Source organism: Nocardia sp. JW2 (assembly GCF_051843015.1).
GTDB classification, from domain to species: domain Bacteria; phylum Actinomycetota; class Actinomycetes; order Mycobacteriales; family Mycobacteriaceae; genus Nocardia; species Nocardia coubleae.
In genome coordinates this window covers 21,899-37,228 of sequence record NZ_JBPXLK010000020.1, presented here as the reverse complement: position 1 = coordinate 37,228, position 15,330 = coordinate 21,899, and the positions used below count along the sequence as shown (strand labels likewise).

Annotated in this window: 14 protein-coding genes; 11 read left to right on the top strand and 3 right to left on the bottom strand. The window is 67.9% G+C overall.

The features are described 5' to 3' along the window. Positions 1 to 75: 75 nt before the first annotated feature. The 6 genes from ACSVDM_RS23655 (at position 76) to ACSVDM_RS23630 (ending at position 7,197) form a co-directional block, all read left to right on the top strand. A complete protein-coding gene (locus ACSVDM_RS23655; protein WP_439267946.1) occupies positions 76 to 1,698 on the top strand; it encodes a carbamoyltransferase family protein in 1,623 nt (540 codons plus the stop codon). Beyond that, the gene (locus ACSVDM_RS23650) at positions 1,695 to 2,792 is read left to right on the top strand and encodes a glycosyltransferase family 2 protein (RefSeq protein ID WP_439267944.1); all 1,098 of its coding nucleotides are present in this window, start codon (positions 1,695 to 1,697) and stop codon (positions 2,790 to 2,792) included. The genes ACSVDM_RS23655 and ACSVDM_RS23650 overlap by 4 nt, the downstream gene beginning before the upstream one ends. 3 nt (positions 2,793 to 2,795) lie before the next feature. Further along, positions 2,796 to 3,359, top strand: coding sequence for a D-sedoheptulose-7-phosphate isomerase (locus ACSVDM_RS23645; protein ID WP_067489020.1), 564 nt, complete (start codon positions 2,796 to 2,798; stop codon positions 3,357 to 3,359). A gap of 64 nt (positions 3,360 to 3,423) precedes the next feature. After that, positions 3,424 to 4,374 (top strand): glycosyltransferase family 9 protein, encoded by a 951-nt coding sequence (locus ACSVDM_RS23640; RefSeq protein ID WP_439267942.1) that lies wholly within the window; start codon positions 3,424 to 3,426, stop codon positions 4,372 to 4,374. Continuing rightward, a complete protein-coding gene (locus ACSVDM_RS23635) occupies positions 4,367 to 5,707 on the top strand; it encodes a UDP-glucose dehydrogenase family protein (RefSeq protein WP_439267940.1) in 1,341 nt (446 codons plus the stop codon). The genes ACSVDM_RS23640 and ACSVDM_RS23635 overlap by 8 nt, the downstream gene beginning before the upstream one ends. A 179-nt stretch (positions 5,708 to 5,886) precedes the next feature. Beyond that, on the top strand, positions 5,887 to 7,197 hold the full coding sequence (locus tag ACSVDM_RS23630) for an FAD-binding oxidoreductase (protein WP_439267938.1): 1,311 nt from the start codon (positions 5,887 to 5,889) through the stop codon (positions 7,195 to 7,197). A 177-nt stretch (positions 7,198 to 7,374) separates the two neighbouring features. On the opposite strand, the gene ACSVDM_RS23625 is transcribed toward ACSVDM_RS23630, so the two are convergent. Continuing rightward, complete coding sequence (locus tag ACSVDM_RS23625; RefSeq protein WP_439267936.1) at positions 7,375 to 8,676, bottom strand: replication-associated recombination protein A; 1,302 nt, start codon at positions 8,674 to 8,676, stop codon at positions 7,375 to 7,377. Between the two features lie 234 nt (positions 8,677 to 8,910). On the opposite strand from ACSVDM_RS23625, the gene ACSVDM_RS23620 reads away from it, so the two are divergent. Then, positions 8,911 to 10,044: a metallophosphoesterase gene (locus ACSVDM_RS23620; protein ID WP_439267934.1), complete on the top strand. Its 1,134-nt coding sequence runs from the start codon at positions 8,911 to 8,913 to the stop codon at positions 10,042 to 10,044. Between the two features lie 108 nt (positions 10,045 to 10,152). Here ACSVDM_RS23620 and ACSVDM_RS23615 read toward each other — a convergent pair whose 3' ends face one another. Further along, positions 10,153 to 10,824, bottom strand: a complete 672-nt coding sequence (locus ACSVDM_RS23615) for a nuclease-related domain-containing protein (RefSeq protein WP_439267932.1) — start codon at positions 10,822 to 10,824, stop codon at positions 10,153 to 10,155. A gap of 299 nt (positions 10,825 to 11,123) precedes the next feature. Between ACSVDM_RS23615 and ACSVDM_RS23610 the strand changes: the two genes are divergently transcribed. Both ACSVDM_RS23610 and ACSVDM_RS23605 read left to right on the top strand, forming a co-directional pair. Next, positions 11,124 to 12,200 carry an alpha/beta hydrolase gene (locus tag ACSVDM_RS23610; protein ID WP_439267930.1) on the top strand — a complete coding sequence of 359 codons (1,077 nt, stop codon included), beginning with the start codon at positions 11,124 to 11,126 and terminating at the stop codon, positions 12,198 to 12,200. Positions 12,201 to 12,334: 134 nt separating this feature from the next. After that, positions 12,335 to 12,892, top strand: a complete 558-nt coding sequence (locus ACSVDM_RS23605; RefSeq protein ID WP_439267928.1) for a DUF6968 family protein — start codon at positions 12,335 to 12,337, stop codon at positions 12,890 to 12,892. Between the two features lie 130 nt (positions 12,893 to 13,022). Here the strand turns inward: ACSVDM_RS23605 and ACSVDM_RS23600 are convergent, their stop codons facing one another. After that, positions 13,023 to 13,322, bottom strand: a complete 300-nt coding sequence (locus tag ACSVDM_RS23600) for a winged helix-turn-helix transcriptional regulator (protein WP_439268079.1) — start codon at positions 13,320 to 13,322, stop codon at positions 13,023 to 13,025. 150 nt (positions 13,323 to 13,472) lie between these two features. On the opposite strand from ACSVDM_RS23600, the gene ACSVDM_RS23595 reads away from it, so the two are divergent. Beyond that, positions 13,473 to 14,336 (top strand): NAD(P)-dependent oxidoreductase, encoded by an 864-nt coding sequence (locus ACSVDM_RS23595; protein ID WP_439267926.1) that lies wholly within the window; start codon positions 13,473 to 13,475, stop codon positions 14,334 to 14,336. A 231-nt stretch (positions 14,337 to 14,567) separates the two neighbouring features. After that, positions 14,568 to 15,314: a dienelactone hydrolase family protein gene (locus ACSVDM_RS23590; RefSeq protein WP_439267924.1), complete on the top strand. Its 747-nt coding sequence runs from the start codon at positions 14,568 to 14,570 to the stop codon at positions 15,312 to 15,314. Positions 15,315 to 15,330 lie beyond the last annotated feature (16 nt).

Sequence of the window (15,330 nt, the reverse complement as noted above, 5' to 3'; positions counted from 1 at the left end):
ACTTAACCGGGTAGCGCGAACGCAGGTACCGGCGGGGGTGCGGTCTCCCGCCGCCTCGATGAGAAAGGCGAGCCGTTGCGCATTCTCGGAATCAACGCAGTGTTCCACGATCCCGCCGCGGCGCTGATCGTGGACGGCGAAATCGTCTCGGCGGCGGAAGAGGAACGGTTCAGCCGCCGCAAGCACGGTAAGCGGCCGGTGCCGTTCTCGACGTGGGAGCTGCCCGAGCAGTCGGCCGCGTGGTGCTTGGCGCAGGCGGGCATACGTCCCGATCAGCTCGACGCGGTGGGTTACTCCTACGATCCGGGGCTGGTCGATCATTCGCTCGACGGTCTCGATCAGCAGAGCGAGCAGACTCGCACGGATTACGCCCGCCGCGCGCCCGCCTTTCTGCGCGCCGCATTACCCGGTCTGGATCCATCGATCGTCCGCTTCGTCCGCCATCACGTCGCGCACGCTGCGTCGACAGCGCTGGCGGCGCCGCTGGGTGATTCGGCGGTGTTGGTCGCCGACGGACGCGGGGAGAGCACGTCCTATCTGGCCGGGGAATACCGGGACGGCAAATTCGTCGAACTGGCGTCGCAGCGGCTGCCGCATTCGCTGGGGTTGATGTACGAGGATCTCACCCAGCACCTCGGATTCGAGCGTTCCAGCGACGAGTACAAGGTCATGGCGCTGGCCTCCTATGGCGAGCCGCGATTTCTCGACCGGTTCCGGGAACTGCTGTACACCACCGGTGACGGCGGATTCCGTACCGAACCGGTGCCGTGGGACAGCTTCGCACCCGCCGGGCACGGTGGTGACTTCAGCAGCGAGCACGCCGACCTGACCGCATCCGTCCAGCGCCGGTTGGAGGACGTGCTGCTCGAGCTGATCACGTGGCTGCATCGGCAAACGGGTCAACGCAACCTCACGCTGGCAGGCGGTATCGCCCTGAACTGTGTGGCCAATACGCGCCTGCACGACGAAGGACCGTTCGACAACGTCTGGGTCCAACCGGCCGCGGGCGACGCGGGCACCGCGCTGGGCGCGGCATTGCAATTGGCCGCGGAGTTCGGTGAACCCGTCGCCCCGATGCGGGGTGCCGACCTCGGCCGTGAATGGAGCGACTCCGAACTCGAATCCATTCTCCGTGCGGCGAAGGTCCGCTACACCCGCTCGGACGATGTGGCGGCCGATGTGGCGCAAGCCCTGGCCGACGACGGCATCGTCGCCTGGTTCCAGGGCCGTGCCGAATTCGGCCCGCGTGCGCTCGGGCACCGCTCGCTGTTGGCCCACCCCGGTCGGGCCGCGAACCTCGAGCGTCTCAACGATGTGAAGGGTCGCGAGCAGTTCCGGCCGGTGGCCCCGATGGTGCTCGCGGACCGAGCGCCCGAGATCTTTTCGCGAGGGCCGCTGCCCAGTCCCTACATGTTGTTCGTCCACGATGTCGCCGCCGACTGGCGCGAGCGGATTCCGGCGGTCACCCACGTCGACGGCACCGCGCGGGTGCAGACGGTCGACCCCGCCGACAATGCGCTACTGGCCCGGATGCTCTCGGAATTCGACAAGCGCACCGGTGTGCCCGTCGTGGTCAACACGAGCCTCAATACCGCGGGCAGACCGATGGTCGATTCCCCCCGCGACGCACTCGAATGCTTCGGTTCCGCGCCGATCGACCTGCTCGCCATCGGCCCGTTCCTGGTGTGGCGCCGATGAATTCATCCATCGACTACAGCATCGTCATCCCGACCACAGGCCGCGAGAGCCTGCGGGTATTGCTGGGCGCTCTCGCTGCCGCCACCGGTCCGCAGCCCAGGGAGATCATCGTCGTCGACGATCGCCCGGACGGCGGAGATCTTCCCCTGGTGGATACCTCGCCGCAGGTGCGGGTGCTCCACTCCGGTGGTCGCGGGCCGGCCGCCGCGAGAAATGTCGGCTGGCGGCACGCATCGGGGACCTGGGTGGCTTTCCTCGACGACGATGTCGTCACCACACCGGATTGGCCCCACCGTTTGGCTGAGGACCTCGCGGGTCTCGATGAGACGACGGCCGCTTCCACCGCGCACATCGAGGTGCCGCTGCCGACCGATCGCAAACCGACCGACGAGGAACGGGGAACGGCGGGCTTGACCGTCGCGCGCTGGATCACCGCCGACATGGCCTACCGCAGAGCGGTGCTACTCGCGGTCGACGGATTCGACGAACGCTTTCCCCGTGCCTTTCGCGAAGACGCCGACCTCGCGATGCGGGTGTGCCTGGCCGGCTACCGGATCGCCCAGGGTGAGCGGGTCACCAGCCATCCGACGCGCAGGTCGGGGCCGATGGCCAGTGTTCGAGCCCAACGGGGAAACTACGACAACGCGCTGATGCGGCGAAAGTTCGGCCCTCGGTGGCGGCAGCGAATCGGCGAAAGACCCGGCATGCTCGGCCGCCACGCGTTCACCACCGCACTGGGCGCGGCCGCCGTGGGTTCAGGCGTGGCGGGCCGTCAGCGCTGGGCTCTCGTTTTCGCGGCGGCATGGGCCGCGCTGACAGGCGAATTCGCCGCGCGCCGAATCGTGCAGGGGCCTCGAACCGCAGGTGAGATCGGGCGAATGGTGGTGACCAGTGCGCTGATCCCGCCCGCCGCATGCTGGTATCGGTTCCGCGGCGAGATACGGCATCGCAACGCGACGCCCTGCGCGCCGCCGGCCCAGCTGTTCGACCGGGACGACACCGTCATCGGGGACGCTCCCGACCTCGCCGATCCGTCGATGGTCTCGGTGGCAGAAGAACTCGCCGCCGGAAGTGAGTCCGCGAACAGGAGGTAGGCCTTGAACGAGGATCATTTCGCCGTCTTGTCCAGTGCGTTGGAGCGGAACCGTTCCTTGGCACCGGGACTTCGCAGATGGGGTCGCGAACTGGCCGCGGTATTCGACAACGGCGGCAGATTGCTGGCCTGTGGCAACGGGGGCAGCGCCGCCGAAGCCCAGCATCTGACCGCGGAACTGGTCGGGCGCTTCCGAAACGAACGACGGCCGCTCTCGGCGATCGCGCTGCACGCCGACACCTCCGCGGGCACCGCGATCGTGAACGATTACGGCGAGGCCGAATTGTTCGCGCGTCAGGTCCGGGCACACGGCAGGACCGGGGACGTGCTCGTGCTGCTGTCCACCAGTGGAACCAGCCAGAACGTGGTCGCGGCGGCCAAGGCCGCGCAGGAGATAGGCGTCACCACCTGGGCGATGACCGGACCCGCGCCCAATCCCCTGGCCGCGCTCTGCGACGACGCGCTGCCGGTCGACGCGCCGAGCACGGCCACCGTGCAGGAGGTTCATCTGGTCATGGTGCACGCGCTGTGCGAGTCGCTCGACGAGGCGCTGGGAATCCCGACATGAAGCCCGTGGTCGTGGTCGGCGCGAGCTCGCAGTGGTACCCACGGCGCACGACGGAAGCGGGGTCGTGGCCTTGACCGGCACGATTCTCGTGCTCCGCGCGCTCGGCCTCGGCGACCTGCTGACGATCGTGCCCGCTCTGCGTGGGCTGCGGACCGCGTACCCCGACGATCGCGTGGTGCTGGCCGCGCCGGAACCCCTGCGCCCCTTGGTCGACCTGATCGACGCGGTCGACGAGTTGCTGCCGACTCCAGGCTTGGGCTCGCTGCGGTGGAGCGGCGCATCACCGAGGATGGCGGTGAACCTGCACGGCAGTGGGCCGCAGAGCATTCGGGACCTGGCGGCGGTGCGCCCGGCCACGATGCTGACTCATCGGCACCCGGATTTTCCCGAGATCCCCGGACCCCGGTGGTTCGCGGAATTGCACGAGGTGCAGCGGTGGTGCCGGCTGCTGGCGTACGCGCGTATCGACTCCGATCCGCGCGCGCTGGCGCTGCCCAAGCCGGATATCGCCGCCGCGGAGTCGAACGTGATCGTGATCCATCCCGGCGCGGCGTCGAACGCGCGACGGTGGCCCGCTGAACATTTCGCGACGGTGGCCCGGGAGCTCAGCGCCGATGGTCATCGAGTGGTGGTCACCGGTTCGGCGGATGAAGTCTCGTTGGCGACCGCGGTCGCCCGCGAGGCGGGACTCCCGCCCTCCGCGGTGTACGCCGGCCGTACCGACTTGGCCGAACTCGCCGCGATCGTCGCCGACGCGGCGCTGGTGGTCTGCGGCGACACCGGTGTCGGTCATCTCGCCACCGCCTTCGGCACACCGTCGGTCCTGCTGTTCGGACCGACCCCACCGCGTGTGTGGGGGCCACCCCCCGACGCGCGCAGCCACGTCACGCTCTGGGCTGGTGTAGTCGGCGATCCACATGCCGACCGACCGAATCCCGGACTGCTCTCCATCACACCGCAGCAAGTGCTTTCGACCGCGGCGACACTGATCGGACAGGAGGCGCGCCATGGGTAACCGCGTGGGTGTGGTCGGTGCGGGCTATGTCGGCCTCACCAGCGCCGCATGCCTGGCACATCTGGGCCATCATGTGACCTGCCTGGACAACGACGAATCCAAGGTCGAGGCCCTACGCGCGGGCACCGTCACGATAGTCGAGCCGGGCCTACCCGAACTGGTCCGCGAAGGACTCGCCGAGGACCGCTTGACCTTCACTTCCGACCCGCAGTCACTTGCCGAGTCCGAAGTGGTCATGCTGTGCCTGCCCACCCCCATGGGCACCGACGGCACAGCGGATCTCAGCATCCTCGAGGACGCGCTGGTGACGCTGAGTCCGATCCTGTCCCCGGGTTGCGTGCTCGTCACCAAGTCCACCGTCCCCGTCGGCACCGCCACGCGCATCCCCGAGCTGACCGGCCACCGGTATCCGGTCGTCAGCAATCCGGAATTCCTGCGCGAGGGTTACGCCGTGCACGACTTCCTGCACCCCGACCGCGTCGTCGTCGGTGCGGATGAGCCGGATCACGAGGCGGCCGAGCACGTCGCCGGTCTCTACGAGGGAACGGATGCGCCGGTCCTGCGATGCGACACGGCCAGCGCCGAGCTCGCCAAGTACGCCAGCAACGCGTTTCTCGCCGTCAAACTCTCCTTCGTCAACACCGTGGCCGAACTGTGCGAACACGTCGACGCTGACATCTCGAAGGTCACCGACGCGATGGGCAAAGACGCGCGTATCGGGCCGTCGTTCCTCGCACCCGGACCCGGTTGGGGCGGTTCGTGCCTGCCCAAGGACACCCGCGCCCTCTTGGCGGTAGCCCAGGCCTCCGGTGTGGACTTCGCCATCGTCCGCGACGCTGTGCGTGCCAACGACCACCAGCGCGCGATGGTCTTGCGCAAGGTCCGTCGCGCTGTCACCGGTACGGTCGACGGCTCCCTCGCGGGGATGCGGATCGGGGTGTTCGGGCTCGCGTTCAAAGCCGGCACGGGCGACCTACGCGACTCCCCCGCCGTGGCCATCGCTCGTCAGCTCGCCCACCACGACGCCCTCGTGACGGCATACGACCCCTGCGTGCCGCAATCCGGCGCACACGACCTCGCGGCGGGCCCCGATGCGATCCAGGTCGTCGACGACCCCTACCTCGCCGCGAAGGACGCCAACGCGATCCTCATCCTCACCGAGTGGCCCGAGTTCCGAACGCTCGACTGGAAGAAGATCGCCGACGCCGTCGAACACCCGGTCATCGTGGACACCCGCAACCTGCTCGATGAACAACTACTGGACGGCACAGAGTTCACGGTGGCGGGCATCGGGTCATCCGCCCCAGCCGGATTCAGGGATCGGTCGAAGTAGCCGGGGTAGGTGCGGCGCCCTTGCGGCTTTCGTCCTGAGCGCGATGGAAGAACGGCTGGGCCCGCCGACCAAGTCGAGGCCGAAATCCGGTTCACCCATCGCATGTCACACTTGCCTGCCTTACGTCGTCAACCAGGCAGCAACCTGAGACCACAGCAACAGCAAGCGAGGACATGGCAATGGGTATCGAGGAAATGCGTAACGCGGTCCGTGGACGTGTGCTGCTGCCCGGTGACGCGGGATTCGACCAGGCGGTTCAGCCGTGGAATCTGGCTGTGGCGCAGCCGGTTTCGGGCGTCGTCGCAGTCGCCGACGCCCACGACGCCGCCGACTTGGTGAAGTTCGCGCGCAGCGCGAACCGGCAAGTAGTCACGCAGACAACCGGGCACGGCGCGACCGGCGGAATCGAGGACGCGATCCTCCTCCGCACGGGCGCCCTGGACCGTCTGGAGATCGACGCCGAGCGCCGGACGGCCAGGGTCGGTACCGGCGTGCAATGGGGTGCCGTCCAGGCCGCCGCCGCCACGCACGGATTGACCGGGCTGGCCGGTAGCAATCCCGTCGTCGGCGTCACCGGCTACACCCTCGGCGGCGGATTCGGCTGGCTCGCACGCAAATACGGCTGGGCCGCCGACGCGGTGCGCGCCTTCGAGATCGTCGACGCCGACGGCCGATGCGCGCGGATCACCGCCGATTCCGACCCGGAGCTGTTCTGGGCACTGCGCGGCGGCGGCGGCGATTTCGCGATCGTCACCGAGATCGAGTTCGACCTGTTCCCGCTGCCGCGCCTGTACGGCGGCCGCGTGATGTGGCCCGCCGACCGCACCCGCGCGGCGTTCGACCTCTTCACCGAGCTCACCACGGACGCGCCGCCCGAACTGTCGGTCTGGTTGCAGCGCTACCAGATCCCCGGCGCCGCACCGACCGTCGCGATCGACTTCGCCTACCTCGGCGAGCCGGACGAAGGCCGCGCGCTGACCGCCCGGCTCGACAGCATCGAGGGAATCCTCGCCGACACCCGAGGCGCGTTGACCCCGGCCCAGATCGGCCGGATCACCGCCGAACCCACCGATCCCAGCCCGTCGCTGTCGCGCGGTGAACTGCTCACCGATCTCGATGACGCGGTGGTCAAAACCCTCATCGAGGCTCCGGTCGCACCGCTGCTCAACATCCAGCTCCGCGGCCTCGGCGGCGCCCTCGCCGAACCCCGGCCCGAAGGTGGCGCCCGCGGGCCCGTCACCGAGCCGTACGCGCTCTACATGCTCGGCCTCGGCCTTCCGCATCTGCTCGACGACATCCAGACCAGATTCGCCGAAATCCTCGACGCCCTCGGCCCCCACATCACCGGCTCCAAGCCCTACACCTTCCTCGCTCCCGGCGAGACGGCTTCAGCAGCCTTCGATCCGGAAACCCTTGCGCGCCTACGTCAGATCAAAACCACCCGCGATCCGCACAACACCATCCGAGCCAACTTCCCACTCCACCACTGAAACCCGAGGCTCGGAGGATCCACATGCGTCGTGGGTTCTCCGAGGTCGTCGTGGTCGACAGCCGCGAGGTCCGAATTCGCCACGATCGGTGCGGACCCCCCGGTGCCGAGGGCTTGCCGCGGCAGACTGACGAAAAGTGGCTGTCACCGGTTCGGTTGAGCCAAGCGATGATTCACGTCAGGAGCCGGGGCCGCTGTCCTTGCGGAGTCGCGCCCAGTGGCGGAGTCGTTCGGTGATCGCTGCCTCGTACCCGCCGGTGGTCGGCTCGTAAAAGGTCTGCTGTGGCATGCCGTCGGGGAAGTAGTTCGCCCCGGAGAAGCCGGTCTCGGTGTCGGGGTCGTACTGGTAGTTCGCCCCGTAACCCAGGTCCTTCATGAGCCGGGTCGGGGCGTTGAGAATGTGCGCCGGTGGCATCAGGGAGCCGGTGCGTTTCGCCGCGGCGCGGGCTTTGCCGAAGCCGCGGTACACCGCGATCGACTTCGGCGCGGTCGCCAGATAGAGCACCGCCTGCGCGATCGCGAGTTCGCCTTCGGGTGAGCCGAGCCGTTCGTACACATCCCATGCGGCGAGGGCCTGCCGCACCGCGGCGGGATCGGCGAGGCCGATGTCCTCGGTGGCGAATCGGGTGATGCGGCGGGCGATGAACAACGGGTCCTCGCCACCGTCGAGCATCCGCGCCAACCAGTACAGCGCCGCATCGGGGTCGGAGCCGCGCATCGATTTGTGGAGCGCGGAGATGAGGTTGTAGTGGCCTTCCTGCGACTTGTCGTACAGCGGTGCCCGTTTCTGCACCGCGGCGGCGAGGGCGAGCGGGTCGACGGGCGCGGGCAACGCCTGCACCTGCTCGATCATGTTCAGCAAGTACCGGCCGTCCCCGTCCGCCATCGCGACGAGCGCCTGCCGGGCGTCCTCGTCGAGTGGCAGCGGGCCGAGCAGGGTTTCGGCCCGACCGATGAGCGCGCGCAGGGCGGTGGCGTCGAGGCGTCTCAGGACGAATACCTGACAGCGTGACAGCAATGCGCCGTTGAGTTCGAAGCTGGGGTTCTCCGTGGTCGCGCCGACGAGGACGATCGTGCCGTCCTCGACATAGGGCAGAAACGAGTCCTGTTGCGCACGGTTGAAGCGGTGGATCTCGTCGACGAACAGCAGCGTGCCCTGTCCGACCTCTTTCCGTCGCTGTGCCGCGTGGAACACCTTCCGCAGGTCCGCGACACCGGAGAACGTCGCCGACAACGGTTCGAACGTGAGGTCGGTCCGTTCGGCGAGGAGCCGGGCGATGGTGGTCTTCCCGCAGCCGGGCGGGCCCCACAGGATCATCGACGCCAACCGGTGCGCGGCGACCATCCGGCCGATCGGGGCGTCCTCGGCCAGCAGATGGTCCTGACCGACGACATCGGTCAGGGTCCGAGGCCGCAACCGGTCCGCCAAGGGGCGGGAAGCGTCGTCGGCCTCGAACAGCGACGGCGGCTGTTCGCTCACGATTTCTTTCCTGGGTTCACATCGAGGTGCGGGGTGAACGGCCGCCCGTGGCCGACGTGGGCGAGCGCCCCCGCGGTCTCGCGGGCGACTTGCTGAAGCTCCTCCCCCGAGAGGGTCATCGCTCTGCCTTTCCGAAGCTACCGGTCGTCATCGACATCTCGCGTTGTCGCACAATAGCCGTGTCACGCCGAAACCGCGTCCCGCCCCGGGGGTGCCTTGTAAGAACGGGATTTCGTGAGCTCCGCTGTCTTTCTGGTACTGATCGTGTTGATTCCGGCGGTGCTGCTCGCTGTGCCGTGGTGGGCGCTGATCGCTGCCCCTACCGAACGCAGTGGTCCGCTGTACCGGGTCGGCACTGCGGCTTTCGTCGCCGGGTACATCTGTCTGCCGGCCGCGCTGATCCTCGGGCACGGGCCGCCGCGGATCGACTCGGCAGCGATCGTCGGGGACGTCCTGCTCGGGGTGGTGTGGGTGCTGTTCAGCTGGTCGGTGATCGGGCTGGTGGTCCGTGGTGGGCTGCGGATGATCGGTGCGCGGGGAGTTCGTGCGAGTCGAGTTGTCGCGCTCGCCGTGGTGGTGGTGTCGGTCGTGCTGACCGGGTACGGCGTCTACGAGGCGCGGCGGGTGCCGCAGGTGCGCACCGTCGACGTCGCGATACCGGGGCTGGCGCCGGGCCTCGACGGATTGCGGGTGGTGGTCCTCACCGACACCCACTTCGCCGCGCTGGACCGGGAGGGCTGGTCGCGACGGGTGGTCGAGGAAGTCAACGCGCAGCGACCCGACATCGTAGGACTGGCGGGTGACCTCGTCGACGGCTCGGTGGACGAACGACGCCATCAGGTTGCTCCGCTCGCCGGGGTGCGGGCGCCGCTGGGGCGGTTCTACATCACCGGCAATCACGAGTACCTCGGCGACGCCCAGTCGTGGCTGGACTACATGACCTCGATCGGGTGGCAGCCGCTGCACAACGCGCACCGGACCGTCGAACGCGACGGGAACAGGTTGACCGTAGCCGGGATCGACGACCCAACGGGCGACGATGTGCCAGGCCACGGCCCTGATCTCGCGGCCGCGCTCGCGGGCACCGACCCGGGGTTGCCGGTGGTTCTGTTCGCACATCAGCCCAGCCAGGTCGCCGACAGTTCGGCGGCTGGGGTGGAACTGCAGATCTCCGGACACACCCACGGCGGTCAGATCTGGCCTTTCCATTACCTGGTCCGACTCGACCAGCCGGTCGTCTCCGGATTGAGCAGCCACGCGAACGGCACCCAGCTCTACACCAGCCGTGGTACCGGGTACTGGGGGCCGCCGATGCGAGTGTTCGCGCCCAGCGAGATCACCGTGCTGGTCCTACATCCGCAGAGGTGAAGGGGCGACAGCTCCCCAGCCCCCGCTGATCTCGCGGCGTTCGATTCTCACCGAGGACGATCACACAGGCTTCGTCGGACACCGCGCCGAGCAGAACGCGCTTGCCTTTCAGTAGCAGCGCAGTGGAGGCGCACCGGGAACACCGTCGTCGAGGTGGACAGGTTCGCCGAGCGCGGCAGCGATCGTCTCCCGACGGCCGTCGTAGCGATGCGCGACACCGAGGCGCGTCAGCAGGGTATGCACCCGGTCCGCGTCCCACTGCACCTTCTGGTCGTCCAACCGGTGCAGGTAGTACCGGAACACGTCGAAGTCTTCGACGATGATGTCGGTCTTCTCCGGATGGGCGTCGACCTCCAGCGACGGAACATCCTGGCCGGGGAGCAGCATCACCACGACCAGGCCCCAGACGAAGCAGGGCCGCCGGGTCGCGCTGGTGGCCCAGTTCTTCACCGCCGAGGAGTTCATGCGGACCTGGCTGACGGGGTCGTGGTCGTAGCCGTTGCCGTAGATGTCGGCGACCTCACCGTCGTCCATCACCCACGGACCGTTCGGCGGAATGATCAACGTCCCGTGCTGAACGCTGCGGAATCCCTTGATCTCGACCGCGATACACCGCTGACGGGTGAAGATCAGCGCGTCGAGCCGACGGCTGTGACCGCGGTACGGAACGTTGACGTCGAGCAACACCACACCGGCCTGGGCCGGACTCCACGCGACCCAGTCCGCGAAACGCTCCTCGGCGGACGACAACTCCGAATCCGGGTCGACCAACAGCAACACAACGACCTCCCCGACAGACCGGCCCTGAGGGTTCATAAGGCCGGTCTCGCGCACCGATCTCTACCTCCGTGCCAGTGTCGCACGCCGCACCGATACGTCGAAGTCGTTCGCACACAAAGGTTTACAGCCGCGAACACCGACCTGGGACCAACGCGATGAACAGTGGCGCCGAAGCGATGACCTGGCGCGCCGAATCCTGCTTGCCCCAGATATCCGAAAGACCAAACCGCGGACGGGGGCAGCGCGAACTTCCGCTAGGGCCGTTTCGGGTAGCCGATCCGTTCCCGGCACACCCTGCGATGTCCTCATCTGGAGGACGCGACCGGCACGAGAGGTTCTCGACAGTGCGACAACATCGTCCCACCCGCACAGCAACCCTGCGATCGACCCTTGTCTGCCTCCTGATCGTCGGCGCACTCGGCGGCTCGGTCACCTCCGCGACCGCGGCACCCGAGCCGGCCAGGGTGTTGTCCGCCGACGCGGTCGACGACCGGCAACTGAACGTGACGGTGTACTCCCCGGCCATGAACAGGCCGATTCCGCTGCAGGTCATCCGTGCTGCCGACACCTCGAATCCGCGGCCGACGATGTACCTCCTGAACGGCTCACAAGGCGGCCCCGGTGGAAGCGGCTGGGACGCGCAAACCGATGCCGTCGGCTTCCTGCGCGACAAGGACGTCAACGTCGTCACCCCGGTCGGTGGTGCCAGCTCCTACTACACCGACTGGGAGCGCGACGATGCGGCGCTGGGGCGCAACAAATGGCAGACCTTCCTCAACGAGGAGTTGCCGCCGGTGATCGAGGACTTCCTGCGCGCCGACGGCAACCGAACCCTGGTCGGGGTTTCGATGAGCGGAACCTCGGTGCTGAATCTGGCGATCGCCAAACCGGGGTTCTGGCGCAGCGTGGCCTCCTACAGCGGCTGCGCTCAGACCTCGGACCCCATCGGGCAGGAATTCGTGCGGATCACGGTGGAGAACTGGGGCGGCGGGCAGAGCGTCGAGAACATGTGGGGCCCACGCTCCGGGCCGCTGTGGCGCGCCAACGATCCGCTGGTCAACGCGGAAGGGCTGCGCGGCACCGCGATCTACCTGAGCACCGGGAGCGGGATCCCCGCCGCACCCCACGACACGCCGGCCGATCCGCGCGTGCGGGACGGCAGAATTCCGCTGCCGATCCAGATCGCCTTCGGTGGGCCGATCGAGGCCGCGGTGCACTTCTGCACGATGAACCTCGCACATCGACTGCGCGAGCTGGACATCCCGGTGACCTTGGACGAGCGGCCGGTAGGTACGCATTCGTGGGGCTACTGGGAAGACGATCTGCGCACTTCCTGGCCGTTCCTGGCGCAATCGATCGGGAGCCGCACACCCTGAGCCCGGACCCACCGTATCGCGGGAGTCCGGAGTGGCGCGTTGAACCTCCGTTCCCCGATGCGGACCCGGCCGACGGCAGACCGGGCATGCATCGCCGTACACACGCGGAGTCGGTTCCGCAATCGGGAGGATCAGTGAACAACGAACTGGGCCAGGTAGTCGTCGCGACCACCGTGGTGAACGGCGAACGGGAGGTGCGCATAGAGGTGGGCGATCCGCGACCGGACAACTCGGCGCACGACTGGCTGTGCACATATCGGATCGACGGCAGCCGCGAACACACGGTCCGCGGACCGGACAGGTTGGCCGCCGTCTACGTGGCGCTGCTGGAGGCCGAGAACACCGCGGCCCGAGCCGTGCCGGGGGTACGTCGGCTACAACACGCCGCACGCGCGGTGGTGGCCGACGCCCGCGAGTTCGGTGCCCCGCTGGGAGCCCGTGCGGTCCACACTTCCGCGGGCCCGGTGGTGATCACCATCGGGCGGCCACGCCAGGATCCGAACCGTCCACACACCTACCTGTGTCCCTTCCGGATCGACGACCGCACCGAAGCCTTCGGGCAAGGATTCGATGAGATTCGGGCGGTGATGTCAGCGATCCGCAGCGTCGGCGCGATCGTCGGGATACCGGGCGACTGGCTTGCGCCCGCGGAAAACACTGTGCCAGAAGGGTTTCCTCGATCAACGCGATGAGCCACTCGCGTGTCGTTGGTCCCGTGCGACAGGCTCCTCTTCATGAGCGCGTAGAGCACCACCCCGGTGAACATCGCGGTCGCGACGACATCCGACACCGTGCCGGAAGTAGTCCCCGACCTGAACCGGCTCAGGAACCGGACCGGACGACCTCTTCACCCATGAGGTGTTCGCGACCCCACGCCTCCAAGGGGAGCAGTGCGTTGTTGAGGAGCTCGCCGAGTGGGGTCAGGGAGTACTCGACGCGGGGTGGGACCTCGTTGTACACCGTGCGATGGACGATCCCGTCGGCCTCCAATTCGCGCAGTTGCGTGGTGAGGACCTTCTCGGTGACGCCGTTCACCGCACGGCGCAACTCACCGAAGCGGTGGGGGCGTTCGCTCAGCGGCCAGAGGATCATCATCTTCCACTTGCCGTTGAGTACCGACATGGTGGCGTCGAGTCCGCATCGGTACGCGCCCGGCCTGCGTGTGATCGGCACGATGGTTCCTTTCCTCTACCTGTTCGCTATCCCGGAAGTGCGTACCCACTTCGGTGTGCGTACTTGTTCGGCCCGGATGCCACGCCAACACTAAAGCGCATGTCCGACAACAAAAATAAAACGCTCACCGTCCTCGGGCTCGGCGACATGGGCTCGGCCCTCACCCGTTCGTGGCTCGCGGCGGGATACACCGTCACCGTGTGGAACCGCAGCCCCCGGCGGGCCCCGGCGGGGGCGGCGGTCGCCGCGACCGTTGCCGAAGCCGTCGGCGCGAACACGCTCGTGGTGGTGTGTCTCCTCGACGACGCGTCGGTGCGCGCGACGTTCGACGGCGTCGATCTGACCGGCCGCGACATCGTCAACCTGACCACGAGCACACCCGCCGAGGCCCGTGCGCTCGCCGAGTGGATCACCGCGCGCGGCGGGAATTTCCTGGACGGCGGGATCATGGCCGTCCCCTCCATGATCGGCGCAGCCGGCTCGGGTGCGTACGTCTTCTACAGCGGATCGGCGCGGCTGCACGAGACCCATGCCGAGGCCTTGGCGGTGCCGGCCGGCGTCACCTACGTCGGCACCGACGCCGGTTTCGCAGCGCTGTACGACATCGCACTGCTCAGTGCGATGTGGGGCATGTTCGCGGGCGCCACACACGCGTTCGCTCTCATCGGTGGCGAGGACATCTCACCGGTCGAATTCGCGCCACTCATGGTGGCCTACCAGCAGGCGATGGCCGGGTACGCCTTCGGCACGGCCGCGCAGCTGGCGAGCGGGGACTACACGCAGGACGTGGAGTCGAACCTGGCGATGATGGCCACGACGAACGACACACTGCGACGTACCGCCCTGGAACAGCGCGTCAGCCCGGAACTTCTCCAGCCCTTCATGACGCTGATGGAACGTCGAGTCGCCGAGGGCGGCGGGAAGGAGTCGACCACCGGCGTCGTCGACCTGCTACGCCGCTGATCGAGCGGCTCCTGTCGGTGAGCGGCGGCGACTGTTCCCGTGCGGCTATAGTTCGTGTCGATGACTACCGGGACGGCCTTGCGCCACACACGGATCGGTGACCCGGTGCTCTTCTGAGCACCGCACGGGCCCGTGGCCCGTTGTCCGATCGAAGATCCAGCGCCGCTGCGCGGGCTCCGCCTCCTTCGTGTTGATCACAGGCTCCACACATCAACCACGACAGGAGAATCCATGCATACCAAGACGCTGCAGATCCCCACCCTCGACGGCCACGCGGACGCGTTCGCCGCCTTCCCCGACTCCGGCGAGCAGTACCCGGGCGTACTGATGTACCCGGACGGTTTCGGTGTACGGCCCGTGCTGCGGGAGATGGCCGAGGAACTGGCCGGGCACGGGTACTACGTGCTCGTCCCCAACTTCTTCTACCGGCACGGCCCGGCACCGGTGATCGAACTGCCCGCACACATCGGCGAAGACGCCCGCTCTGCCTTGTTCGCCCAGCTGATGCCCTTGATCGAGGCACACACCGCCGAACGTGCGCTCCGCGACGCCGACGCCTACCTGGAGTTCCTCACCACCCGACCCGAGGTCAGCGCCGGACCCGTCGCAGTGACGGGTTATTGCATAGGCGGGCTACTGGCGGTGCGCACCGCCGTAGCCCACCCCGGCCGGGTGGCGGCCCTCGCCGCATTCCACGCCCCCGTAGGCGCCGACGGACTGGACAATCTCTCCGAACTCGCCGCCGAAGTCCATTTCGGCCACGCCGAAACCGATCTGACGCCCGAAGATCTCCGTCGGCTCGACCAGGCATTGGCTGCCGCGGGCGTCGAATACACCTCCGAGATCTACCCCGGCACCGTCCACGGCTTCACCATGTCCGACACCGACGACTTCGATCCCTCCGCACTGCGACGTCATTGGGATCGGCTGCTCCCCCTCCTCGGCCGCGCACTTGGCAACGGTGACGGCTCCCGGTAGTCGCCGACCAACTCGT